At 35.9% G+C, this 25,991-nt stretch carries 22 protein-coding genes; 9 read left to right on the top strand and 13 right to left on the bottom strand.

All coding sequences use genetic code 11. From position 1 onward, the window contains the following. Positions 1-32 precede the first annotated feature (32 nt). The 4 genes from VUJ46_RS04350 to apaG all read left to right on the top strand — a co-directional run bounded on the left by VUJ46_RS04350 (position 33) and on the right by apaG (position 5,764). A complete protein-coding gene (locus VUJ46_RS04350) occupies positions 33-1,073 on the top strand; it encodes an SRPBCC domain-containing protein (RefSeq protein WP_326983778.1) in 1,041 nt (346 codons plus the stop codon). A gap of 124 nt (positions 1,074-1,197) precedes the next feature. Further along, positions 1,198-4,008, top strand: coding sequence for a 2-oxoglutarate dehydrogenase E1 component (locus tag VUJ46_RS04345; protein WP_326983777.1), 2,811 nt, complete (start codon positions 1,198-1,200; stop codon positions 4,006-4,008). A 36-nt stretch (positions 4,009-4,044) separates the two neighbouring features. After that, entirely contained in the window at positions 4,045-5,292 is a 1,248-nt protein-coding gene (gene odhB, locus VUJ46_RS04340) for a 2-oxoglutarate dehydrogenase complex dihydrolipoyllysine-residue succinyltransferase (protein WP_326983776.1), read from the top strand. Positions 5,293-5,374: 82 nt separating this feature from the next. Beyond that, complete coding sequence (apaG, locus tag VUJ46_RS04335; protein ID WP_326983775.1) at positions 5,375-5,764, top strand: Co2+/Mg2+ efflux protein ApaG; 390 nt, start codon at positions 5,375-5,377, stop codon at positions 5,762-5,764. Positions 5,765-5,812: 48 nt separating this feature from the next. On the opposite strand, the gene VUJ46_RS04330 is transcribed toward apaG, so the two are convergent. The 3 genes from VUJ46_RS04330 to VUJ46_RS04320 form a co-directional block, all read right to left on the bottom strand. Further along, positions 5,813-6,367: a 3'-5' exonuclease gene (locus VUJ46_RS04330; RefSeq protein WP_326983774.1), complete on the bottom strand. Its 555-nt coding sequence runs from the start codon at positions 6,365-6,367 to the stop codon at positions 5,813-5,815. An 80-nt stretch (positions 6,368-6,447) separates the two neighbouring features. Further along, a complete protein-coding gene (locus VUJ46_RS04325) occupies positions 6,448-7,425 on the bottom strand; it encodes a glycosyltransferase family 2 protein (protein WP_326983773.1) in 978 nt (325 codons plus the stop codon). A 7-nt stretch (positions 7,426-7,432) separates the two neighbouring features. Beyond that, a complete protein-coding gene (locus VUJ46_RS04320; RefSeq protein ID WP_326983772.1) occupies positions 7,433-8,317 on the bottom strand; it encodes a lysophospholipid acyltransferase family protein in 885 nt (294 codons plus the stop codon). Between the two features lie 79 nt (positions 8,318-8,396). Between VUJ46_RS04320 and VUJ46_RS04315 the strand changes: the two genes are divergently transcribed. After that, on the top strand, positions 8,397-8,966 hold the full coding sequence (locus VUJ46_RS04315; protein WP_326983771.1) for a thioredoxin family protein: 570 nt from the start codon (positions 8,397-8,399) through the stop codon (positions 8,964-8,966). Between the two features lie 39 nt (positions 8,967-9,005). Here the strand turns inward: VUJ46_RS04315 and VUJ46_RS22970 are convergent, their stop codons facing one another. Both VUJ46_RS22970 and VUJ46_RS04310 read right to left on the bottom strand, forming a co-directional pair. Further along, a complete protein-coding gene (locus VUJ46_RS22970; RefSeq protein ID WP_442784942.1) occupies positions 9,006-9,191 on the bottom strand; it encodes a bacteriocin-like protein in 186 nt (61 codons plus the stop codon). Positions 9,192-9,264: 73 nt separating this feature from the next. Next, the gene (locus VUJ46_RS04310) at positions 9,265-10,644 is read right to left on the bottom strand and encodes an aldehyde dehydrogenase (RefSeq protein ID WP_326985073.1); all 1,380 of its coding nucleotides are present in this window, start codon (positions 10,642-10,644) and stop codon (positions 9,265-9,267) included. A 644-nt stretch (positions 10,645-11,288) separates the two neighbouring features. Here VUJ46_RS04310 and VUJ46_RS04305 point away from each other — a divergent pair. Genes VUJ46_RS04305 through VUJ46_RS04295 form a run of 3 tightly spaced genes read left to right on the top strand, consistent with a single transcriptional unit; the run spans position 11,289 to position 15,492 of the window. Further along, positions 11,289-11,612 (top strand): hypothetical protein, encoded by a 324-nt coding sequence (locus tag VUJ46_RS04305; RefSeq protein ID WP_326983770.1) that lies wholly within the window; start codon positions 11,289-11,291, stop codon positions 11,610-11,612. 6 nt (positions 11,613-11,618) lie between these two features. Beyond that, on the top strand, positions 11,619-15,023 hold the full coding sequence (locus VUJ46_RS04300; protein ID WP_326983769.1) for a DUF6443 domain-containing protein: 3,405 nt from the start codon (positions 11,619-11,621) through the stop codon (positions 15,021-15,023). 13 nt (positions 15,024-15,036) lie between these two features. Then, positions 15,037-15,492, top strand: a complete 456-nt coding sequence (locus tag VUJ46_RS04295) for a hypothetical protein (protein ID WP_326983768.1) — start codon at positions 15,037-15,039, stop codon at positions 15,490-15,492. Between the two features lie 425 nt (positions 15,493-15,917). Here VUJ46_RS04295 and VUJ46_RS04290 read toward each other — a convergent pair whose 3' ends face one another. From VUJ46_RS04290 to VUJ46_RS04280, 3 genes are all read right to left on the bottom strand, one after another. Continuing rightward, positions 15,918-17,480 (bottom strand): hypothetical protein, encoded by a 1,563-nt coding sequence (locus VUJ46_RS04290; protein WP_326983767.1) that lies wholly within the window; start codon positions 17,478-17,480, stop codon positions 15,918-15,920. A gap of 537 nt (positions 17,481-18,017) precedes the next feature. Then, positions 18,018-19,064, bottom strand: a complete 1,047-nt coding sequence (locus tag VUJ46_RS04285; protein ID WP_326983766.1) for an HlyD family secretion protein — start codon at positions 19,062-19,064, stop codon at positions 18,018-18,020. 5 nt (positions 19,065-19,069) lie between these two features. Further along, positions 19,070-20,407 carry a TolC family protein gene (locus VUJ46_RS04280; RefSeq protein WP_326983765.1) on the bottom strand — a complete coding sequence of 446 codons (1,338 nt, stop codon included), beginning with the start codon at positions 20,405-20,407 and terminating at the stop codon, positions 19,070-19,072. Positions 20,408-20,545: 138 nt separating this feature from the next. Between VUJ46_RS04280 and VUJ46_RS04275 the strand changes: the two genes are divergently transcribed. Further along, a complete protein-coding gene (locus tag VUJ46_RS04275; protein ID WP_326983764.1) occupies positions 20,546-21,346 on the top strand; it encodes an AraC family transcriptional regulator in 801 nt (266 codons plus the stop codon). Between the two features lie 848 nt (positions 21,347-22,194). On the opposite strand, the gene rplI is transcribed toward VUJ46_RS04275, so the two are convergent. From rplI to VUJ46_RS04250, 5 genes are all read right to left on the bottom strand, one after another. After that, the gene (gene rplI / locus VUJ46_RS04270) at positions 22,195-22,713 is read right to left on the bottom strand and encodes a 50S ribosomal protein L9 (protein ID WP_326983763.1); all 519 of its coding nucleotides are present in this window, start codon (positions 22,711-22,713) and stop codon (positions 22,195-22,197) included. A 165-nt stretch (positions 22,714-22,878) separates the two neighbouring features. Further along, positions 22,879-23,181 (bottom strand): 30S ribosomal protein S18, encoded by a 303-nt coding sequence (gene rpsR / locus VUJ46_RS04265; protein ID WP_027385529.1) that lies wholly within the window; start codon positions 23,179-23,181, stop codon positions 22,879-22,881. Positions 23,182-23,213: 32 nt separating this feature from the next. Continuing rightward, a complete protein-coding gene (gene rpsF, locus VUJ46_RS04260) occupies positions 23,214-23,555 on the bottom strand; it encodes a 30S ribosomal protein S6 (protein WP_267402893.1) in 342 nt (113 codons plus the stop codon). A gap of 160 nt (positions 23,556-23,715) precedes the next feature. Further along, positions 23,716-25,074, bottom strand: a complete 1,359-nt coding sequence (locus VUJ46_RS04255; RefSeq protein ID WP_326983762.1) for a chloride channel protein — start codon at positions 25,072-25,074, stop codon at positions 23,716-23,718. A 453-nt stretch (positions 25,075-25,527) separates the two neighbouring features. Then, positions 25,528-25,782, bottom strand: a complete 255-nt coding sequence (locus VUJ46_RS04250; RefSeq protein WP_326983761.1) for a serine hydrolase domain-containing protein — start codon at positions 25,780-25,782, stop codon at positions 25,528-25,530. Positions 25,783-25,991: the final 209 nt, after the last annotated feature.

The raw sequence follows: 25,991 nt of genomic DNA, 5'->3' as shown, positions 1-25,991 counted from the left end.
GTCACTTTTTTTATTTGTATTACTTTTGTGATATGCGTTTTTTCAAAGTTATAGCGGTACTTATAGTTTTGCTGGGAGGTGCTTATGCAGCTTCCATGTATTATTTCGTGGATGAAAGCAAGAATTTTAAAATTGTAAAAGAGATCGATTATCCTGTGGATAAGGTTTTTTCACAGTTTAATAATTTGCAGCAGTTTACCCGTTGGAATAATTTTTTTACGAGTTCACCCTCTATAGATATTGATTATTACAGACCTTATGAAGGACAGGGAAGCGCAATGAGCTACGTGGATAAGAAAAATGATACGGATGGTGAAATGTTCATCAGATATCAGAATGTAAATAAAACGTTAAGATATCAGCTTTTTGAGGACGAAAACGAAAACCCCACTTTAGTTGATGTTAAATTTAAACCGATTGCTCCCGAAAAGACACAGATTATATGGTACGTAAGTACTCCGAAATTATCCGTCTTCCGAAGAGTTGAAAATTTTTGGACGGAAGACCGTTTTGCTGAAAATATTGATAAAAGCATGACGAATCTTAAAAACGTTTTAGGCAATAAAGTAGAAAAGGATAATAAAATGGCTGCCATAAAATATGACAGCCTGATGGTGGAAAAAGAAGATTCACAACTATTATTAGGAATTAACGTGAGTACATCCAATAAAAAAGATGCTTTATATAAGAATATTGTGATTAATTATAATAAAGTTTATAATTATGTAACGATGGATCTTGGTAAAAAAGACGACGAATTCGGGTACCCGCTGATGATTACGGATGCTGATAATTATAAAGACAAAGAAGTTTCTTACTATATCGCCATTCCTTTATCTAAAAAATTCGGCCTTACGGATAATAACTTTAGTTTCAGAACGATAAATGCGACAGAGAATTACGTGATGTATTACAAAGGAACGTATGAAGGAAGAGTGAAAGCTATACAACAATTAATTCAGAAAGCCAAAAAAGAAGAGATGCGTTTTGGTGATATATATCAGACTTTTGTAGAACGCCCAATGGAGGGGCAGGAGGTCAATATGAAGCTCTCATTATCAGTGTTTAAGTAAGATTTCTGAATTTATTTTTTTTATAGTTTTTTTAATACTTTAAAGGCTGTTTTAACTCGGTTTTTTTTATTAAATTTGAAGCTTAATTCGACAAACAAATTTTAATAACAGATAAACTGTAATAATGGACAGATTTTCATTCCTAAACGCAGCTCATTCTCAGTTAATTGAGGATTTATACCAACAGTACTTAAAATACCCGGACTCTTTAGAACCATCATGGAAAGCCTTCTTTCAAGGCTTTGATTTTGCTTTGGAGACCTATGGTGACGACGAAAACATCCAATACGTTCAGGCCTCGGCCGCTTCAGCTCCTGTAAAGCAGGCAACTCAGGCAGCAGCAAACGGAGAAGTTCCTGAGCACATCAAGAAAGAGTTTAAGGTAGTCAACCTTATTGAGGCGTACAGGACAAGAGGGCATTTGTTCACAAAAACAAACCCAGTTAGAGAAAGAAGACATTATACTCCTACTTTAGATATCGAAAATTTCGGTCTTAGTAGCTCAGATTTAAATACAAAATTCAACGGTGCTGTAGAAATCGGGTTCAAAGAGCCTGCTACTTTACAGGAAATCGTAACTCGTTTAGAGACTATTTACTGTGATTCTATCGGGGTTGAATACATGCATATCAACAATGTTGAGGAGAAAGATTTTATCAAAAGATGGTTGCAGGTAAACGAAAACCATCCGAATCTTTCAGCAAACGAAAAAACAGAGATTTTATTAAAATTAAATCAGGCTGTTGCTTTTGAAAACTACCTTCACACAAAATTCGTAGGACAAAAAAGATTCTCACTGGAAGGTGGTGAAACTTTAATTCCAGCTTTAGATCAGTTGATCTCAAGATCTTCTCAATTGGGAGTAGACGAAGTGGTGTTGGGAATGGCTCACAGAGGTAGATTGAACGTGTTGACCAACATTTTCGGTAAATCTTACAAGCAGATTTTCTCAGAATTTGAAGGAAAAGAATTTGAAGAAGATGTATTCTCTGGAGATGTTAAATATCACTTGGGTTCATCTAAAAAAATCAAAACAGCTTCAGGAGAAGAGGTGTCTATTAACTTGACTCCGAACCCATCTCACCTTGAAACGGTAGCAGCTCTTGTAGAAGGAATTTGCCGTGCAAAAGTGGATGATAAGTATAAAGATTATGCTAAAGTTTTACCGATCATCATTCATGGTGATGGTGCAATCGCTGGGCAGGGGATCGCTTACGAAGTTGCTCAGATGATGACTTTGGAAGGTTACAGAACGGGAGGTACAGTTCATATCGTGGTTAACAACCAGGTTTCGTTTACAACGAACTATATGGATGCAAGATCTTCTACGTACTGTACAGACATTGCAAAAGTTACAGAATCTCCTGTAATGCACGTAAATGCAGACGATGCAGAGGCGGTAGTTCATGCAATTCACTTTGCTGCTGATTTCAGAGCTAAATTCGGAAAAGATGTTTACATCGATCTATTAGGATATAGAAAATATGGTCACAACGAAGGTGATGAACCAAGATTTACTCAACCTAACTTATATAAATTAATTTCTAAGCATCCAAACCCAAGAGAGATTTATAAAGATAAATTGCTTAAGGACAGCATTACTTCAAATGACGTAATTGCTAAAATGGAGGCAGATTTCAAAGGTCTTTTAGATAAAGATTTTGATGCTTCTAAAGAAATTGAGAAAAACGTAATGGACGTTTTCATGGCAGAAGACTGGACAAACTATCCAATTGGAAAAAGAGGTGCCGTTCAACAGCCTGTAGATACAACATATGACTTAGCTAAGCTGAAAGAACTGGCTCTTAAAATGTCAACACTTCCGGCTGATAAAAAGTTCTTAAATAAAATTACAAGACTTTTCGAAAACAGAATTAAAGCAATCGAGGGTAACAATTTAGATTGGGCTCTTGGTGAGTGGTTGGCGTATGCTACACTTTTGGTGGAAGGTCACAACGTAAGAATTTCCGGTGAAGATGTGGAAAGAGGTACTTTCTCTCACAGACATGCAGTGGTAAAAACTGAAGATACGGAAGAAGAATATGTACCATTAAGAGAAGTTTCTGAAAGCAGATTTGATGTTTTCAACTCTCACCTTTCTGAGTATGGAGTTCTTGGTTTCGATTATGGTTATGCAATGGCATCTCCTAATACTTTAACGATTTGGGAAGCTCAGTTCGGAGATTTCGTGAACGGTGCGCAAATTATCGTTGACCAATATTTAGCTGCTGCAGAAGAAAAATGGAAAATTCAGGACGGTTTGGTAATGTTATTGCCTCACGGTTCGGAAGGGCAGGGTGCAGAACACTCTTCTGCAAGACTGGAAAGATTCTTAACACTTTGTGCTAACGAAAATATGGTGGTAGCGAACATCACTTCGCCTGCCAACTATTTCCACTTGTTGAGAAGACAGTTGAAATGGTCATTCAGAAAGCCGTTAATCGTGATGAGTCCGAAATCATTGTTAAGACATCCAAAAGTGGTTTCTCCGCTTGAAGATTTCTCAAACAAAGGATTCCAGCCAATCTTAGATGATCCAACTGCTGATCCTAAAAAAGTTGAAAAATTAGTACTTTGTTCAGGTAAATTATACTTCGAATTATTGGCTAAGAAAGAAGAATTAAATGCTGAAAATATCGCATTGATAAGATTCGAACAGTTGTATCCGCTTCAAGTTGATGCGATCGATGCGATCTTCGAAAAATATTCAAGCAGAAAAGAATTGGTATGGGCTCAGGAAGAACCTGAAAATATGGGCGCTTGGTCTTATATCTTAAGAAACTTCAGAGAAACGGGAATCAACGTTATTGCTCCTGTTCCAAGTGGTGCTCCGGCTCCGGGAAGTCACAAAATGTTTGAAAAAAATCAAAATGCAGTAATCAACAGAGTATTTGATACGAATGATGCTCCTGTAAAAAGACCTGTAACAGCTTAATAAAAATTAATAATTAATAAAAAAATAAAATACGATATGTCAGTTTTAGAAATGAAAGTTCCTTCACCGGGCGAATCAATAACAGAAGTTGAAATTGCAACTTGGCTTGTGAAAGATGGTGATTATGTAGAAAAAGATCAACCCATCGCTGAAGTAGATTCAGACAAAGCGACTCTTGAATTGCCTGCTGAGCAAAGCGGTATTATTACTTTGAAAGCTGAAGAAGGTGACGTGGTACAAGTAGGACAAGTGGTTTGTTTAATCGATATGGATGCTGCTAAACCTGCGGGTAGCGCTGCTCCTGCTGCTGAAGCTCCAAAACAAGAGGAGGCTCCTAAAGCAGCTGAACCGGCTAAGCAAGAAGCTCCAAAACCTGCTGCTGCACCTCAAACGTATGCAACGGGAGCTCCATCTCCTGCGGCTAAGAAAATTCTTGACGAAAAAGGCATCGATGCTTCTCAGGTTTCAGGTTCTGGAAGAGACGGAAGAATCTCTAAATCTGATGCTGAATTGGCGGCTGTTCCTGCATTAGGAGGAAGCCCGATGACAGCTACAGGTTCTAGATCTACAACAACTACTAAACTTTCAGTTCTTAGAAGAAAAATCGCTCAGAGATTGGTTTCTGTAAAGAATGAAACAGCAATGTTAACGACTTTTAACGAGGTTGACATGTCTGAGATCTTTAGACTAAGAAAATTATATAAAGAAGAATTCGGTCAAAAACACGGAGTAGGTCTTGGTTTCATGTCTTTCTTCACTAAAGCGGTTACAAGAGCATTACAGATGTATCCGGATGTAAATGCATCTATCGACGGAGATTTCAAAGTAAACTATGATTTCTGTGATATTTCAATTGCAGTTTCTGGTCCTAAAGGATTAATGGTTCCTGTATTGAGAAATGCAGAAAACATGTCTTTCGCTAACGTTGAAGGAAATATCAAAGATCTTGCGATCAAAGTTAGAGACGGAAAAATCACGGTTGACGAAATGACTGGTGGTACTTTCACAATTACGAATGGTGGTACTTTCGGATCTATGCTTTCTACGCCGATCATTAACCCTCCTCAATCTGCAATCCTTGGTATGCACAACATTATCCAGAGACCGGTTGCTGTTGATGGGCAAGTTGTAATTCGTCCAATGATGTATGTTGCGATGTCTTATGACCACAGAATTATCGACGGTAAAGAGTCTGTAGGATTCCTTGTTGCGGTAAAAGAAGGTATTGACAATCCTGTTGAAACTCTATTGGGTGGAGACGAAAGAAAAGGCCTTGGATTATAGATTTTAATAAAATTATAATATATCTTTACAATCTCGCCTTAAAAAAGGCGAGATTTTTGTATATATTAAGAAAATACTAAAGATGATGTTTCAAAAGATAACTTCAAATATCAAAGTTTCAGTAATTCCTGAATATGATAGCAAGAACAGTTACCCGTCTGAAAACCGTTATGTTTTCAAATACAATATAACCATTGAAAATGAAGGAGATTTTCCTATTAAAGTATTGAAAAGAAAATGGCTTATTTTTGATGTAGGTTTCGGGTATACAGAGATCATCGGCGACGGAGTAATAGGATTAACTCCCGAGATACAATCCGGTGAAAATTTTGCCTACTTTTCCAATGTGATGCTCCGCTCCGGTGTAGGAAATATGAGCGGAAAATACCTTGTCATTAATACGGAAACACAGGAGAATTTTGAAATAGATATTCCGAAATTCAACTTGCTGTCCGAGGTTTTGAGTAATTAATTTAAAGGAAAAAGTTAAAAGAGGCAAGTGTAGTATTGATCAAGAAAATTAAAGCTTTTTAATCTTCAGTTTCATGTATTCTGAAACCTCTTCATTGCTTGTAAGAAAAAGCTTTTCAAAGGCTAAAAGAGATATTTTGGCACAAACTTCAGCATCATCACCCGCCCTGTGGTGATTGAATTTGATTTGGTGGTAATCTGCCAATTGTTTTAAACCATATTTAGGCAAATAATTCCACGATTTTTTTGCCAACTGAATGCTACACAGGTAATTAATATTAGGGGTAAACATGCCATAATGCTGCAGGCAACCACGTAAAACCCCGGCATCGAAACCAGCATTGTGAGCAATCATCAATGTTCCGTACACCATTTCCTGAACTTCATACCAAACTTCATCGAACGTTGGAGCGTCTTTTACATCTTCCGGACGAATACCATGAACTTGAATATTAAACGGATTGAAATAAGGAAAACTAGGCGGTTTTATCAGCCATGTTTTGGTTTCCACAATCTTTGAGTCTTGCACAATACAAACGCCAATTTCACACGCAGAACTTCTGTCATGAGTCGCAGTTTCGAAATCTATTGCACAAAAATCCATATTATTTATTTAGAGTTTAAGGTGTATTGTTTTATAGTTAATGTTATAAGTCATAGCATTAAATCTTTAATATTAAATTTTTACTTTCCTCCTAAAAAATGTTTAAATATTAACCATTTTGTTTGATAAAAGTTTTCTTTCTGATGCTTTTGTCGACGTTTCCAAGTTCCTGAAGCCTGACCGTAGAATGCAAAATGAGCCCTTGCCACTGCCCAAAGATGAGAAAATCCGTTTTTGAAAGCAAAATAAATAGAAGCAATACCATCTAAACATAATCTGAAAAATATTAGCCAAATCAACTTTGGGAACGGTAAATTTTTCAACATCATGGAAAGGTTATTTCTGATGTTTAAGTACGTTTTCTGAGCGCTTTGTTTGTTCAATGTCCCACCTCCTACATGATAAACGGTAGATTTTCCGGTGTAAAAAATTTTCTTTCCTGAATTGATCAATCTCCAGCAAAGATCAATTTCTTCCTGATGGGCAAAAAATCTCTCATCAAAACCTTTCTGTTCCCAAAAATCTTTAGAACGGATAAAAAAGCAACACCCTGAAGCCCAGAAAATTTCTGTTTCGTCATTATATTGCCCCTTATCTTCTTCCACATCATCAAAAACTCTTCCGCGGCAGTAAGGATAGCCTAGATTATCAATTAAACCACCAGCAGCTCCGGCAAACTCAAAATAATTTTTATTGTTGAATGATAAAATTTTAGGCTGAATTGCAGAAATCGATGAATCTTTTTCAAATAAATTTAAAGCAGGTTCAATCCAGTTTTCGGTAACTTCTACATCGGAATTAAGCAGGCAATAATATTCAGCTTCAATATGCTTTAAACCTTCATTATAACCTCCTGCAAAACCATAATTCTTATCATTCTGAATAATATTTACTGACTGAAAGTTGGTCTGTAAAAAATCAATCGAATCATCCGTTGAAAAATTATCAATTACATAAACATCTGCATTCTCAGAATGAAGAATAACGTCTGGGACAAATTTTTCAAGCCAGCTTTTTCCATTCCAGTTTAATATGACAACAGCAATTTTTTTTGACATTTTCAATTTAATTTTTTTCTGACCCGTAGGTTTTGATCGAATCCTGATATTTCCACTTTCTGTGGGACCATAAGTAATTGTCGGGACGTTTATTAAGTGTATTCTCCAGTAATTTGTGGAATTTTTTTACCACTTCATATTCTTCGAATTTTTCACCATCAGGATAAATTCTGTGATAGTTTACCTGATAAAAACCACGCTTTACTTTTTTCATTTCACAATAAATAAAAGCAAGATCCAATCGGGTAGCTAATTTATCATAGCCTAAAAATACAGGGGTTCTCTGGTTTAAAAATTCCAAACCATAAGTGACACTCGCAAAATGGGGAGTCTGATCTGCCACAAACATATAAGCAGAACTTCCGTTGTTTTTATTCCTTAAGATATTTCGAATGACCTCATTTGCTTCCAGTGCTTCATTTCCGAACTTATTTCGGACCTTCTTCATCTGATTTTCCCAAAAATCGCTGTTTACTTTTCTGTAAACAGGATGACAATGGTCCTGAGGAATGACTTTTGCAAAAGCGTTGATCCATTCCCAGTTAAAGACATGCCCAGCCAGCATAATGACATTTTTGCCTTCTTCTTTGGCTTCCTGAAAAAGTTCCTGATTGATGTGCTGCATTCGTACACGTGATTCGGTCTCTGAAATACTGAAAGATTTAACAGTTTCCACGAGATAATCCGAAAAATTACGATAGAATTTTTTCTTGATTTCTTCAATTTCCTCGTCCGATTTATGAGGAAACGAATTTTTTAAATTTTGCGTGATTACATTTTTTCTATATCCAACAAAGTAGTAATTTAAAAAAAACATAATATCCGAAAAAATATATAATATTTTTAACGGCATCTTGGAGATTAGATATAGTATTTTGATTAGGAAATTCATAAAACAGGCAAATTTAGTGATAATAAAATTATGGTTCTATTTTTGCTGATAATAAGTATTATTTTTTTACTTTTATGTTATGAAAAAATTGTCGTTGGTAGCTGTTTTGGCTCTAAGCACAATGGCTTGGGCTCAGACTACAAATAAACCTGCAGAAAGCAAAAATTCTGCGGACAAAGCATTATTGGTAAAATCGGATGCAGCAGAATTAGAAGCAAAGAAAAAATCAGCAGAAGAGAAGGCGAAATTACCAAAACCTTATGATCCGAAAGCAGATGCACAGGCAGATATTAAAAAGCTTGTGGCGCAGGCTCAAAAAGAAAATAAGAAAATTTTAATTCAAGCAGGTGGAAACTGGTGTATTTGGTGCTTGAGATTTAATAATTTTGTTCAGTCTACACCAGAATTAAAAGAAATTGTAGATAAAAATTATCTATATTATCATTTAAATTATTCTCCGGACAATAAAAATGAAAAGACTTTTGCTCAATATATTAATATAAAAGAAAAACAAGGTTATCCATTTTTTATTATTTTAGATGATAATGGAAAAATGATTCATATTCTTAAAGATAGTAGAGTTTTAGAAAAAGAAAATGGATATGATAAAGAAAAAGTAGAAACTTTTTTTAAAACGGGAAAAATTTAATAAAAATGTAAGGCTGTCCAATAAAGGGCAGCCTTTTTTTTAGCAAGTTTCAACATAGATGCTTTCTTCGTGAGAATTATAGCAAGCAGCTCCCCCAGAATAGCTAATGCATGATGTACATGAGCTTACATAAACAAAAGATCCGTCTGAACAGGTTCCTGTACAAGATCCCCCACCTGAGACATTTTTTAACTGCTCTCGTGATAATTTTTTTAATTTTTTCATAATGTTATGCTTATTTGATTTAACAAGAATAAAAATACAACATTATTATTACAAATCCCTATTTCGGGATTAATTACATTAATTTTTTAATCCAGCTTAATTTTTTCTCAGAATAAGGTGGATATTTAATATTCGGTTCGCCCCAAGTTGCTCTTTCAAGAATAGCTTTTTGATGTGAAAAGGTTTCAAAACCGAATTTACCGTGATAATTTCCAATTCCTGAATTTCCAACGCCTCCAAACGGAAGATTTTCATTTCCTAAATGCATCATGACATCATTGATACAGCCTCCGCCAAAGGAAAATTTCTGCTTAAAAATTTCTTTTTCTTCTGAATTATTAGTGAATAAATACGCAGCCAGAGGCTTTTCTAATTCTATTATTTCATTCAATACGATATTGAAATTGGTAAAAGAAATGACGGGTAGAATAGGTCCGAAAATCTCTTCCTGCATTACATCATCGTTCCAGTTAACGTCCGTTAAAAGCGTAGGTTCTATAAATAATTTTTCTTTATCGAAATTTCCTCCGAAGTAAATTTTATCCTTATTGATAAGCTTGATCAATCTTTCAAAATTCCTTTGGTTAATAATTCTGGTGTAATGTTCTGAATTTGGTTTATATTTAAATTCCTGAATATATTTTCGAAGCATTTCCAAAAACTGCTCCTTAACGGATTCTTCGACTAACAAATAATCCGGAGCAACACAGGTTTGTCCGGCATTTAAAAATTTTCCCCAGACAATTCTTTTGGCAGCTACTTCAAGATTGGCTTCTTTACTAATGATAGTGGGAGATTTCCCGCCTAATTCCAGCGTAACAGGAGTTAGATTTTTTGCAGCAGCTTCGTAAACAATTTTTCCAACTTTAGTACTACCTGTAAAAAATATTTTATCAAATTTCAGTTGTAACAATTCTGTGGTTTCATCAATTCCTCCTTCAAAAGCGTATAGATATTCAGCTGGAAAATTTTCATTAATGATTTTTACCATTGCTTTCATCGTATTTTCTGCAATTTCACTAGGCTTTAAAATACAACAATTTCCGGCTGCCAATGCGGCAATGATAGGAGAGAGGGATAATTGATATGGATAATTCCAAGCTCCGATGACCAGAATATTCCCTAATGGCTCGCAATAAATTCTACTTTTTCCGAGCTGATTTACCAGATTAGTCCTAACTTTTTTAGGTTTTGAAAGCGATTTTAAATTTTTGAGATAATAGTTGATATCATTTAAAATAAAAGAAATTTCAGTAGTGAATGTATCAAACGTAGACTTTCCAAAATCTTTGTAGATGGCTTCATATAAAAGATTTTCGTTTTGTATAATGACATCCCGAAGTTTTTCAAGATACATTTTTCTGAAACGGATATTTTTCGTCTGGTTCGTATTAAAAAATTCTTTTTGTTTTGATATGACCTCCTGAATTTCCATAAAGCAAATTTCAGGAATTATAGCAAATTTTCTGCCTAAAATTGAGAATGAAAGTTTATTTATGAACGATGCTTCCTAACGGAGGCCAGATTTTTTACTTGATATAATGTTAGAAGATTAGCTCCTTTCATTCGATGAATGATATTTCGACGTAGTCAAAAGTAACAAAAGTTTTTTAACACTTTAGTTACTAACGTTTAAAGTCAAGCTACATAGAAGCACACGTAAGTTTCTGTTTTCTACTAATGGGTTCTAAATCTGCGAAATCTGAGTAATATGTGGGATGTAAAATATTCGTGCATTCGTGGCAAATCATTATTTCTAACACCAAGTTCGCCACGATATTTTTAAATGATACTGCTGATTTTCCGTTCGCAACGGCGTTCTACTCAGCAAATGATAGCCCTGCTGTATGCTTTTATTATTTGAACACAAAGTCCTCAAAGGTTATTTACTACTACTCGTTTTAAGTCTCACCAAACCGTTCTACCTATAAAAGACCGCAAAGGTTAAACATAGAAAATCAACGATATCATCTAAAGGATTCTAAGGGTAATTTACAGCAGTACACGACAAAAGATGGGATTCCGGTATCTATTATCTGGGGGTACAACAGTACTCAGCCCGTAGCTAAAATTAATGGGATTACTTATACTCAGCTCATGACAGTGGTTCCGTCTTTGGTTTCAGATATTGTTTTGGCTTCTGAGAAAGATGCCAATCCATCAGCCTATAATCTTCAGCCAGAAATTACAGAAGCAGATTTAATCAGCAAACTAGATACACTTCGTAAAAGTTTAAGGTTAATTGACACTCAAATCACGACGTACACCTACGATCCTTTAATTGGTGTCCGCAGCATCACCCCTCCATCGGGAGTCCGTGAAGTCTATGTATATGATTCTGCGAACCGTTTAATGGAAATCAGAGAACAGAACCAGACCGGTAAATTATTAAAAGAATTCAAATACAACTATAAAAACTAATATTCGATGAAAAAATTCTTAATCCCCATAGGTGCTTTGCTGCTTTCAGGCTTTGCCGAAGCCCAGCTGAGTACCACAGAAAATTACGTATACACCAAAACCTATCTGGATTATAACGGAACAACAGCTACAAAAACATCAGAAACGGTTCAGTATTTTGACGGTTTGGGAAGACCCAAGCAGGTGGTAAACGTCAAAGCTTCTCCATTGGGCAGAGATGTTGTGACGCCTATTGAGTATGATGGTTTTGGCAGGCAGGTGAAAGATTATCTTCCCATTCCTCAGGGAAATACCCTGAATGGTGCTATTGTCCCCAATCCGTTGGGAAATGCCGTTTCAGCGTATGGAGGAGAAAAGATCTTCTCGGAGAAAACGCTGGAAGACTCTCCATTGGACAGGCTTCTTGAGCAGAGAGCCGTCGGAAATGACTGGAATAATAAGCCCGTGAAATTAAGCTATGAAGCAAATACTGCCGGAGAAGTGAAAAAATATGTGGCCACCTTTAATTATACAACTTTTACTTCAAGCATTACTTTGTCAGGATCTTATGGTGCTGCACAGTTGTACAAAAACACGGTGACGGATGAAGATGGAAACAAAACGATTGAGTTTAAAAACGGTCAGGGACAGACTTTACTGGTAAGAAAAATAAATGGAACTGAAAATGTCGACACGTATTATGTGTACAATGACTATAACCAGCTGGCGTATGTAATTTCACCTCTAGCGGCTGTTTCAGGAGCTACTGATGAAGCTACCCTCAATAACCTTTGCTACCAATATAAATACGATGGCAGAAACCGTTTGGTAGAAAAGAAGCTTCCCGGTAAAGGCTGGGAGTATATGGTGTATGATAAACAGGATCGGTTGGTCTTAACACAGGATGCCAATTTAAGAGAAAAAAATCAATGGCTTTTTACCAAATATGATCAGTTTTCAAGACCTGTTTATACGGGAATATCATATAGTGCTTCAGGAAGAATTCAGCATGTCGCGGCTGTTGAAAGCTTTGGCTCTGCGAACGAGTCAAGAACATCTGCAAGCTGGAACAGTAACGGAATAGATGTGTATTACACTAAAAGTGGTGCCTATCCCAATCAGTCTAATTTTACTATTTTGACGGTTAATTATTATGATGCTTATTTTACAGGCGACCCTTTTCCGTCGAAAGTATGGAATCAGGATGTTTTACCCTCCAGCCCTCAGCAATATGACAGAAGCACGAAAGGTCTCCCGGTGATTAAACTGGTGAAAAATATTGAGGATGACGGCTGGACAAAAACCTATTTCTACTATGACCTGAAAGGACGGCCTATCAGGGAATACATTTTTAATCACCTGGGAGGATATACCAATGTAGAAAGACAGCTTGATTTTTCGGGGAATATACAGATTGTTTCTACTCAGCATAAAAGACTGGCCACCGATGCGGAAAAGTTAATTATCGAAAGTTTTGAGTATGACCATCAGAATCGTTTATTGGTTCATAAACACAAGGTGGATAGCCAGCCTGAGGAGATTTTAGCCCAAAATAAATACAACGAGCTTTCGCAGCTTGAAAATAAGAAAGTGGGCGGAACGAATGCTGCCTCGCCGCTTCAAAGTATTGATTACGCCTATAATATCCGGGGATGGATGACCAGGATTAATGATCCTAAGAATCTGAACGGGAAATTGTTTGGGTACGAAATAAAATATGCAGACCCTGATCCTATTGCAGGATATTCATTCGCCAGGTTTAACGGAAATATATCGCAAGTGAACTGGAAAGCGGCAAGCGATGGAGTTCTAAAAAATTATTCTTATCAATATGATGGGCTTAACCGACTTATTTACGGAGCTTATATTGAACCATTGGCAGCAACGCCAGTGAATGAATTTTATAGTGAGGCCCCGCAATATGATCTCAATGGAAACATCGTCCATTTGAATAGGAATACAAAACATACGACCAATGGAGTTGCTATGCTGATTGATAACCTTGATTACAGCTATGTTGGAAACCGTTTGATTTCTGTAAAAGATATTTCACAAAATTCTCTCGGGTATCCTTATTTAGCCACCCCAAATCAAATTGAGTATGATGATAATGGGAATATCAAGGTTCATAAAGATAAAATGATAAATGAAATTGTCTACAACTATTTAAATTTACCATCCAGCATCAATATGCTTCAAAGAAAAGGCTTGGGCAGTTTTGAGGGAAATATGATCACTCATAAATATCGATCAGATGGAGTAAAATTGGAGAAGACCGTTAGTTTTGTCAATCCTTACACTGCCGATTTAACCTATGTAGAGTATTTGGATGGCTTTCAATATGAACGAAAATACAATAAGTCCAATACCGCACAGCAGGGAAGTGATTCCGGATATGTGCTTCAGTTTGTTCCTAATTCTGAAGGGTATTTCGATTTTGTAAAAAATAAGTATATTTACAACTATACCGATCATTTAGGAAATGTGAGAATGAGCTATCTTAACAATGGCAGCGGCATAGAAGTTCTTGATGAAAGTAACTATTATCCTTTTGGATTAATGCATATAAGATCAAGTTTTTCATCAGGAATGTTGAGCTATACTTATCGCTATAATGGGAAGGAGCTGCAACGGGAGACGGGAATGTACGATTATGGAGCAAGGTTCTATATGCCAGATTTAGGGAGATGGGGAGTAGTGGATCCGTTCGCGGAACAAATGACTCGTCATAGTCCTTATAATTATGCATTTAATAATCCTATTAGGTTTATTGATCCGGATGGAAGAATGTCTATGGAATTTGATGATCCTATTTATAATAAAAAAGGTGAAAAAATTGGTGATGACGGAAAAACAGATAACAAAGCTTACATTGTACAAGGAAAGGTAGAGAGTGAGGTCAAAAAAGCTACCAAAAAAGGAGAGAATTATACAGGATCTCTTGCAGAAAATGAAAAAGTCATTAAACTTCCAACAGATGGAGTTGCAGGTGATATTGTAGATTCTGTAAATGATACTGTTTCAGAAAAGCTTGAACATGGAGGGCATGCAAATAAAAAAGATACTAATGCAACTAGATGGGATGCTGGAGCTGGAGCTGAAGAAATAAAAAATGATGATGGTGAAACGATTGGGGCTAGAGCTACGATATCACCATTTAAAATTAATGGATCTCAAAACATTCCTTTAAACGCTTCGAATTTAGAATATTGGTGGCATGTTCATCCTGATAAAAAAGTTGGAGATTTACAACTAGGGGCATCTACGCCTTCTCCATCAGATAAAGCTTTTCAAGGCACATTAATGTCAAGAGGATTTAGAGGTAACACTTTTGTGGTTGGAGCTAGAGATCAAAAAGTTACTTTTTATAATAGACAGAAATCAATATTAACAATACCATATGCAACATTTAAAAAGGTTTTGGGCAAATAGTTCAAATTATAGAATGAAATTTCTATTGTTATTGACATTATTTTTTATGATAACATCATGTGCTATAAGCAAAAAGAAAGATATTATCAGTGATTTGTACATGAATAATGGCAATGTTTTTTATATAACCTCTACTTACATAAATCGAAAGATTGTATGGTCTTATTCAAATGATAAGGTTATTATTTATACTCTCACTTCTAAAAACAAGATCTTAGATAAAAAGGAAGAATTGGTTGAAAAACCAGTGGATATCTCTAGTATCAATTTAAATGATAATTATGAGATGGATAAATGCATGGAGTTAGATGGTGATCTTTTGGGATATCAAATAAAGCAAAATGAAGTTATAAAATCAAAAGAATATCCTGTGAACACAAAATGTTTTATTAGTAATAAATATGAAAATATTCTATATAATAAATTAAAAGATGATATAATCAAATATAATCTACTGTTATACAAATAACTCCCCCGCTGCCGCACGAATCCTTTCGTGTGGCATTTTTATTATCCAATAATTTTTTAAAAGTTTTTATCTTTATAAAAATATAATGATGAGTCCTCATTATAAGTTCTAGAATCCTGGGGGTATATTTCATAAGTTTTGCTAAATATTTAAAAAGATTTTGGTTATTAAACCACACGATGCAATCGTGCGGTAGCGAGGGGAATACTGCTTCCCAACTCATAGCGAGAAAGGCTTTTATTACTCACTTGAGACTTTTCTGCAAGTTCCCCAATATCACGGATTTACAATCCGTGATTAGATAATAAGAATCCCCATCGTAATTTACGATGGGGATTTCTATCTTATAGTGCCGAAATATCTTTAAGTTTAGCAACTTTTATAAAAGCATCAATAGTTGCAAGTAAATCCGATAAATTTAAAAATCACATTATATTCCTCACCGCAATTTTCACCGGATGATACAATAAAATCACAAATGCAGTGATTAAAGCAAGCCAAAACAATCCTGTGAATATTTCCATATTGGAAAGCAGAATGGCCTGGGCGTTAATTTTAGCCTTAAAAGCTCCTGCCGTCATCGATATGGATTCATTAACAGGAAGTTTAGCAATCTGAGCTCCAAAAACCTGATTCCACTGGGAATAAAACAGAGGATTGGTATCTGTAAAGTCTGAACTCAGCGAATCGGAATGTTTTAATGTTAAAAATAACATCAAATTCTGCATCAACGCATATCCAATGGCAGTTGTCCAGAACCTTGTTGCCGTTCCCACCGCGGTTGCGTTAGAAACGTATTTTTCGGGCATTCCGGCAATTAAAAAGAAAACCAAAGGCGTGAAAAGAAGTCCCTGACCTACACCCTGAAGAAAAAGTGGCGGACAAATCGTTGGCAGGGTCGTATCGGGATAAAAAGTATAGGTAAACCACGCACAATCAATCGCAAGAATCATAAATCCTGTAAAGAAAACCAAACGTGATGAAGCGCCTTTCGTAATACATAAAGCCGATGCAAACACACCCAAAAGACTTCCTGCCACATTCCAATACTGGATTTCTACAATATAGTCCCACGGCCATTTCCAGACCGTTGCCATGATGCTGTACACATTATTGACAGAAGCTCGGAGAATGTAAAAGATAAAAAACAGAATCACTCCGGCAATCAGATTTTTTGAACTGAATACTTCAAAATGAAAGAAAGGACGCGGCTGATTTCTCTGTTTTAACATAAATAATCCTCCGAATAGCAAAAAAATGAGAAAGCAAAGAATGATAATATCAGATTCAAACCACATTAATCTTTTCCCGTAAATTAAAGCATAGCCACCCGCTTGCAGGCATCCCCAAAGTAGGAACCAACTTGTAATATCTAACTGATACAAAGGTTTTTTAGGAAAAAATCTGTTTTTATTGAAGATCGCAAAAGCAATAATCAACACAAAAACATGGAAATAAACCATCATAAGGATCATATGCTTAAAGTCATAATCTTCAATGCTGGATTTCATGAGTGAGGTCGTCAAGGTTCCGCCTGTAAGTATAATCGTATACATAAAAGTGTAGGCGATCTCCTTGGCATGTCTCGTTTTGAGCTCGGCGACAATCAGCGGCAGGAAAATGGCACCTTCCATTACTCCGAAAACCCCTTCCAGAAAGCGGATCACCAGAATAATATGGTAATCGCTCGTTACTGAAAGCCCGTAAAGGATAAGAATAGAAACGGAAGACATGAGCAACGTATAATATTTTACGCTGAAATACGCCATAAACCGCTGTATAACTAAAAGGGTAACCACAAATGTCCCGTACATCAAAATCATTAAGTATTGGATGTCGTCTGAATCTACATCCATAAAAGAAGATGTGAAGGCGCTATTGGAGTGCAAAAGCGACAACAACATCAGGTGGGGAAACAGCGCCAAAATCAGAAGCGGCAGTTTCAGCCATTGTGGTACCCATTGATGATAAACTGTATTGTGTTGCATGATTTTCTTTAAAAGGTGAATCCGTGAAGATTACCTAATGTGTTTTTATATTGAATTTTTTAAAACTTTTTTAGGAGCTTTTTCCCGCTTTCCACTATATCTTTTTTGTTATGGGCTCCGCTTCGCTCCGCCCGCAACAAAAAAGGATGCCGTTGCAATCGGGGCTAGGGCTGTGTACTCTCCCTCAACTATTCATTATTAAACAGGAATTTTCGGACATCATTTTTTTAAGTTTAAACTAAATTATTATGAATAAAAAAAGCGAAAAGACAAAAAGCAGGGTGTAAAAAAAAGTAAAAGGTAAATAACAAATATGCTCAAGAAAAAATTCGCAGATTTGCAATTTGCGTTTTGCCCTTTCGCTAAAAAAATAATTTAATTTTAAAATTTGAAGATGAGATCATGTGAAAGATTGTCGTATCTATTATTTTTGCTAAAACTCTAAAACTCTAAAACTCTAAAACTCTAAAACTCTAAAACTCTAAAACTCTAAAACTCTAAAACTCTAAAACTCTAAAACCCTAAAACCCTCAAACTCTATATCTTCTTCGCACTCACCAGAACATTCATTCCGGAAAGTAGTTTTTCGTTATTCTGATTTTTATCGAGAATAATTTTCACTGGAAATCGTTGTTCGATTTTTACGAAATTTCCTGTTGCATTATCCGGTTTTACCAATGAAAACTGCGAACCTGAAGCCGGAGACACCGAAAGTATTTTTCCTTTGAATTCAACATCAGGATAGGCATCCGCAGTAATGATAACTTCTTTATTTTGGTCAATCTGTCCCAACTGCGTTTCTTTATAATTCGCGATGATCCATTTTTCTTTGCTTACAATTTGCACCAAAGCCTGACCTTCTTTGATTAATTGCCCTTCCTGAATGGTCTTTTTACCCACCCATCCATCGTAAGGTGCAGTAACCACGGTGTAAGAAAGGAAAAGTTTAGCATTATTCAGACTGGCAGAGCTTTGCTGAATCTGACTTTTTACGGGAGCCACTTTCGTTTCCTGCTCATTAACACTGGCTCTCACGGCATTTTTTTGCTGGTCAAGTGCTAAAAGGTTCGCTTTTGCCTGTTCATAAGAAGCTTTTACATTTTCAAATTGCTGCTCGGTTGCCGCATCTTCGTCTACGAGGTTTCTGTATCTCTTAAAATCCTGTTCCGTTCTCCAGATATCGATCTTTGCCGAGGCTATTTTAGCGTCAATGATTTTCGTGTCACTTGCTTTCGTGCTCACACCGCTTTCAATGGTGCTGATATTTTCTGAATTGGCATGAAGATTAGCTTCTGCCATTTTCACCTGATTAACGAATTCACGATTATCAATCACAATCAAAGTATCCCCTTTATGAACAAACTGATTTTCGTTAAACTTAATGATTTTAATGAAACCCGAAACTTTGCTTGAAACAGGGGTGATATATTGTTCGATCTGCGCATCGTTGGTGGTCACGTTTTTTCTCGAAAAAAGATAAAAGCTCACCATCCCTGTAATCCCACTGATAATAAGGATCCACGCCAGTAAAGTAATCGTTTTGTTAATTCTTTTTTCTTTTCGTGTTAATTGCTTCTGTGCCATAGTTTTTATAAGTTTCCAATCGTGTATTGGAGTTGATAATATTTAAGTTGTCTGTTGATTTTTACGGAAATAAGGTTCGACTGTGCTTCAAGATAAGCGTTGTCGGCATCGATCAGTTCGGTGATTAAGCTTAGTTTGTTGGCATATTTCGTTCTTACAATTCTGTAGTTTTCTTTTGCCTGAGTAATCGCTTCTTCTGAAATTTTTACCTTTTGATCGGTCTCTTCGAATTTTTTATACGCTTCATATACCTTATGTCTTATATTTTCCTCATTTTCTTCAATCTGAAGTTTGGCGAGGCTTATATTTTCCCTTGATTCCTGCATTTTGTATTTATTTTTATACAAACTTTCGATAGGGTAGGTAAGGTTGACTCCCAACATTCCTAAGCGATAAGCGTAAGGCTCGGGAGGAAAGAACATCATATTCGGATACTTTAAAAAATATTCTCCACCTGCGGTAATTTTCGGTAAATAATTCGCTTTTGTAATTTTTTGATCCAACTGTTTAAGCGAAAGATTTTTACTCGCCATTTCGACTGATTCATTTTTATGTAAAGCAGTTTCCGTGAGTTCATCCACATAAGGGATTTCTGTATTTTCTGAAATCAAATCTTCAGTGTCTACGTGCATTTCCTGAGTTTCGGGAAGAGAAAGGATCGTTTTCAATTTATGTTCTGCAATCTGAATATCGTTGTCCAGCTCCGTCCAGCTCATTTTGTGATTAGAAAGTTGTAAAGAGGTTCTCAGCACTTCATTCACGGTCACCACGCCGTTTGCTTTCAATGATTTTACCTGTCTGATGTTCACAGAATCTTCTTTCATTTTATCATTAATAAGGCTTTGTTGCTCTTTTAAATGATGGATCTGAAGGAAAGCTGTAATAATTTCCATTTTCAGCTGTCTTTCGTCCAAATGGGTTTTTAATGAAGAAATTTCGGTGTCAATAGCCGCTTTTTTCTCTGTATTTTTGATTTTTCCACCCATATACACCGGAATGGAAGCAGAAAGCGTAAAATCATACATCCCGTTGATGATATTGTATTTTGTCGCTTTTGAAAAAACGCCTCCTTCATGCTGGAAAAGATTGGTCACCTGATTATAGCTTGTGTGAAATTCAATGTCCGGTAGTTTTTCCATCTTAAGATCCTTCTCTTTGGTCTCGGACATTTCGTTTTTTAAATGGCTTATTTTAATATTCTTGTTATTCTTTAAGCCAATCTCTATAGCTTCCTGTAAAGCAAGATGCTGGAAATCGATCACTTGTGATTGTACATTATAGCTTATCAGTAATAAGCACAACGCCATGCACTGATATCTGCATGCGTTAAATATCATATTCATAATTAAATTAAAGATTTTTTGAAGGAATGATTTTGATACTGCAAATTTACAATGCATACGCCTGCCCTTGATTTGTGAAAACAGAAAAAGATTTTATCATTTACGCCAAATTGAAAATTTTCTTCTTACCTTTATTTCATGAATAACAGTCATTTTGGAGCCGTCGAAGAAGATGACGCCGAATTTTATGTGTATAATGTTCTCTCAGGAGGGATAAAAACAGAGATCCATCATCACAGTTCTGCACAGATGGTGTACGCAGAAGGCGGTATTGTACATATTTTTACGGATCAGAAACACTGGTATCTTCCGGCGAGATGTTTTATGTGGATTCCGGCAGGTACTCCGCACTATATTTTTTCCACCAGCCACAGTGTTGATCTTTTTAATTTTTATTTCAAAAAAGAAGAAACTGAAGATGGCTTTTTTGATGAAATTAATATTTATTCGGTAAGTCACCTGTTAAGGGAAATGATTTTACACACAAAAGGTTGGGATGGTAAAATCACAAAGAAAGATGTAAATAAATACTATTTCCTTAAAGCATTAAAAGGTATTTTGCCACAAAAAAGAGAAAAAAAAATGGCATTTCCTGTTCAGCATCCTTTTCCGCAGGATGAAACGCTGCTGAAAATTGCGAAGTATATTCATGCGAACCTTGAAAAACCCTTAACGATAGAATCTACCGCGAAAGAATTCGGAATGAGTACAAGAACTCTATCTAGAAAGTTTAAAGAGATTCTGGGCATGAATTACGTTCGTTTCCTGCGTGCATTACGCATTACCCGTTCATTGGAGCTTATGCTCGAAGATAAGTATAATATGTACGAAATTTCAATGATGGTAGGGTATAACAGCTTATCGTCCTTCAGTAATATTTTTAAGAAGGTAATCGGAATTCCGCCGACGGAGTATCTGCAAAAGCTGAGAGGCGATTAAGTTTGAGAGTGGGAGAGTTTTTGTGTTTGAGGATCTTCAAAAATTATGACAAAAATATGATCTTCAATCGAGCAAAATATTTGGCTGTCATTTGATTTAATGACTGAAATTCTAGCCCCGATTGCAATGAAAATCCTTTTTTGAAAAAAAAGATTGTAATGGAAAGCGGGAAATAGCTTCTAAAAATGATCAATTTGGAGAGAAATTGTTTAGATATTTTCCTTTTGCCACGAATGCACCAATATTTTATTTGGCACAGATCGAACCATTGCTTCCTCTGTTGGTTTTTTGCGAAGCCGCAAAGATATTTTTAATACTTTATGTTTTTAAGGCGCAAGGATTTTATCAAAGATAAAATTGAGGGCTGCATATTATCGCCACGAATGCAAAAATACTTTTTATTTCCCACAGAATACACGGATTTTCACAGATTCTGCTGTTGATTTTTATTGCTTAACCTTCTCGATCTTTTATCAATAGAACGGCTTGGTGAGCCTTAAAACGAGTAGTAGTAAATAACTTTTGAGAACTTTGTGTTCAAATAATAAAAGCATACAGCAGGGCTATCATTTGCTGAGTAAAACGCCGTTGCGAAAGGAAATATTCAAAATGAGAGGTAAAGCTTTAGCGATCGATAGCGTTAAAGAGAAAAGTAAGAATTGTTCTAGCCCTATTTTCTAAGATCCCTACGGGGGTGACAAACTTTCTGTTTACTCTCCAAGTTTTAATACGGATCCCTAAAAGATTATAAAGATAGAGATTGCTTCGTCACTTGGCTCCTCGCAATTACATAAAAAAACCACTTCAAAAGAAGTGGTTCTGTATATTTGAGAAAAATCTCTTTTTGATTAAGCTTCTTCAGTAGAAGGAGTTTCTTCAACTTTAGCTTTAGGAGCAGCTGGTTTAGGAGCTTCAACTGGAGCGTCAGATACGATATCGAATTCGAAGTTGTACTCAACGTTTCTGTGTAATCTGATGTTAGCAGTTACTTTACCAGTTCTCTTGATAGTGTTCCCAGGGATTCTGATATATTTCTTCTCTACAGAAACTCCAGCTTTAGCAAGAGCAGCAGAAAGATCTGCATTGTTGATAGATCCGAATAATTTATCACCAGATCCTACTTTTGCAGGGATAGTAATAGAAGTTTTCTTCAATTGATCAACGACAGCGTTAGCAGCAGCGATTAATTTAGCTTCTTCTTCTTTTCTAGCCTCCAAAGTAGCTTCAAGAGCTGCAATGTTCTTAGGAGTAGCTAAAAGTGCGAATCCTTGAGGGATTAGGAAGTTTCTGGCATAACCGTTTTTTACATTTACGGTATCGAATTCAAGACCTAAGTTTTCTACGTCTTGTTTTAGGATAATTTTCATGTTGTTGTCCTTTTTTAGGATCTAGATGTTAGATATTAGATGCTAGATATTAGACATTAAGTCTGAAATCTAAAATCTGAAATCTATCAATCTAAATTAAGTTAGAATTAATTATTTATTCAGCAACAAAAGAAGAGATTGCGCTCTTCTTTTATTTATTTTGTCTTATTTCAATAAGTCAGCTACGTAAGGTAGTAAAGAAAGGTGTCTTGCTCTTTTGATCGCAGCAGAAACTTTTCTTTGGTATTTTAAAGAAGTTCCAGTGTATCTTCTTGGTAAGATTTTACCTTGCTCGTTTACGAACTGTAATAAGAAATCAGCATCTTTGTAATCAACGTGCTTAATTCCGAATTTTTTGAATCTACAATATTTCTTTTCAGATTTTGTATTGATATCAAGTGGAGTAAGGAATTTTACTTCTGATTCTCCTCCAGCTGAGGCTTGTTTAGCCATATCATCTATTGCCATGTCTTGTCTTTTTTAAAAATTGGGTTAATTAATTAAGCTTTAGCTGCTTTTACTTTAGCTCTTCTTGTTACAGCGTACTCTACAGCATGCTTGTCTAGTTTTGTAGTAAGGTAACGGATTACTCTCTCGTCACGTTTGAATGCTAATTCTAAATCAGCAACTACAGAACCTTCACCTTTAAATTCGATTAAAGTATAGAACCCATTCTTTTTCAATTGGATTGGGTACGCTAATTTTTTTAATCCCCAGTTTTCTTTAGCAACGATTTCGCAGTTCTTTTCTTTGATAAGATCTACATACTTGTTCACTGCTTCCTCCACCTGAGCTTCAGATAGAACGGGAGTTAAAATGAAAACAGTTTCGTAATTGTTCATAATGTTAAAAAATTTGTTAATTATTTCGAGGTGCAAAAGTAGAGAATTTATTTGTAATATGCAATAGATCGGACAATATTTGTACGGGTTGCCGTTCTCAGATTGAGAGTCGTTGCATATCAGAATCCTACGAATCACCTTAAAATAAAAATCGTGTCCTTTATTTATCTTTTTCCTCTCTTATTTCTGTCAGAAAATTCACTTTAATGATATCATACAGAGAATGTCTGCTTACCAGAATCGAAGCAATGGAAGAAACCATGCCTCCAAGCATTAAATGAAAGATTAAAGAATGCCTGTCCGTCATTTCCAGCACAATGATCGCAGAGGTAAATGGCGCACGGGTAATGCCTGTTAAAAAGGCCACCATTCCCGCCAGCACCACCACATTTGTTTCGTTGGGAGTTAAATGAATTGCTCCTGAAATTACAGATCCAATGCTTGCTCCGGCCGTTAAAGCCGGTGCAAAAATTCCGCCTGCCCCTCCGGAGGTAAAGGATAGGGCAGGACCCAGCATTCTTAAAATAGGGACATACCATTCTTCATGTTTATTTTTTGTGAAGAGCACCCGTTCCATAATTTCCTTTCCGGAGCCCAGAATTTCCTGATTGATAAAATAAGCAATAGAAGCTATGATTAAAGCACAAGCTACCAGAAATAAAACATTGGCTCTGTCCGTTTTTAATTTTCTTTTTTTCCAGTCGTTCATTTTTAACATGGTTACAGAAAGCTGGCTGGCCAAGATACCTGCGATGCCCGCAACTAAAATAATAGGAAACATGACCATGAGAGAGACATCATGTGTTTTGGGGTATCCTAAATATAAATAGGAGCCTGCCAACGTCTGAGCTGTTAGCCCTGCGATGATAACTGCGGTAAATAAAGCTGTTTTAAAATAATTGATGTGGGTCTTTGAAAGCTCTTCAACGGCAAAAACAATTCCGCCCAGAGGAGTGTTAAATGCTGCTGCCAATCCGGCTGCCGCGCCCGTCATAATCATGTTTTTCTTTGATATTTTCGGCCACCATTCCGGAAGGTATTCGTTTACTTTTCTGAAAACAGAACCCGCAATCTGAATGGTCGGGCCTTCACGACCCACCGCGCCACCGCCAATAACTAAAACAACGGAAGAAATGATTTTTAAGACAATGATTTTTAAGCTTAATAAACTTCGGATTTTTCTATGCTCCTTCGGATTTGCCAATTCTACAGCTGCCATTACCTGAGGAATTCCGCTTCCTTTGGCGTTGGGTGCAAATTCTTTCACCAGCCACCACGAAAGTACAAAGCCAATCGGGGCAATAATGAAGATCATCCAGGCATGCCAATTCAGTATAAAATGAAGCAAGTTTTCCCCCCACGCAAATAACTGAGCATACATCACGGCAATAAAGCCGGTAATGACTGAGCCTATCCAAAAAGGGATTGCCTGAAGCATATTCAGTTTCAGTTGTTCGTTGCGGATGTTGTCGAAGGATTTTTTAAGACTTCGTCGGATGAGGGTGAAAATTTTCAACATTTGCTAATTTTGAGGGGCAAAAATACGGTTAAATTATCAATCTTCTAATCTGTGTTCTGATGTATCATTCATTAAACTGATTTATAATTAGTTTAAAATTCAACTTTAAACATTGATCAGTTTTGTTCTAAAGATAAAATTATTTAATTAAAATTTGCAAATAAAAAAATCCCAACTTTTGTTGAGATTGATTTTATAGAATTGTTTAAATGTTGTTGGTTAATCGCGAAGGCGCAAGATTGAATTCGTGTTGAACGTATTTTAAGGCACAAAGATTTTATCTTCGATAAAATTTAAAACTGCATATTTTTTGTAATAAAAATTTAGTATTAGAAATGTCACAGTGAGCCTGTCGAAGTGCTTTGTGCCTTAGAACAATTTTAATATTAAAAAACGTTACGTCTTTGTTATCAACCAACAAAGCTTTAATTATTTTTCATCAAATCCTCTATTTCAGCAATCATCCCTGCCGATTCTAAACATTGAATTTGCGCTCACTTTTTTAGCATCTTCCAGATTTTCTGTTTCGTAATATTGCTCAAAAATCACTTTCCCGTCTTTTATCACACCAATGGCCAGACCGGGAATCTGATTGGCTTTAATAGCTTCTTTAGCATAGTTGTCAATCAATTTAAACTGATTGTTTTGCTGCGAAAAAGCGATTGCCGATATATTTAAAGTGAAAGCGGTCAGATGAATGTGTTTCATGTTTTGAGGCTATTGGTTGTTATTTTATTGTAAGATAGTTGATGATCATATTATATTACATCGCCTGCCGGAATAGATATAAATTTTTTCACTCTTATCAAATAAAAAACCTCCGAAAAAATTCGAAGGTTTTATTTTGCAGATTTCGAGAAGCTCAACATGATAGTTGTATCATTTATCGCTTATCATTAATCATTTATAATCAATCA

Source organism: Chryseobacterium sp. MYb264 (assembly GCF_035974275.1).
Taxonomy (GTDB): domain Bacteria; phylum Bacteroidota; class Bacteroidia; order Flavobacteriales; family Weeksellaceae; genus Chryseobacterium.
This window is presented reverse-complemented; position numbering and strand designations above follow the sequence as displayed.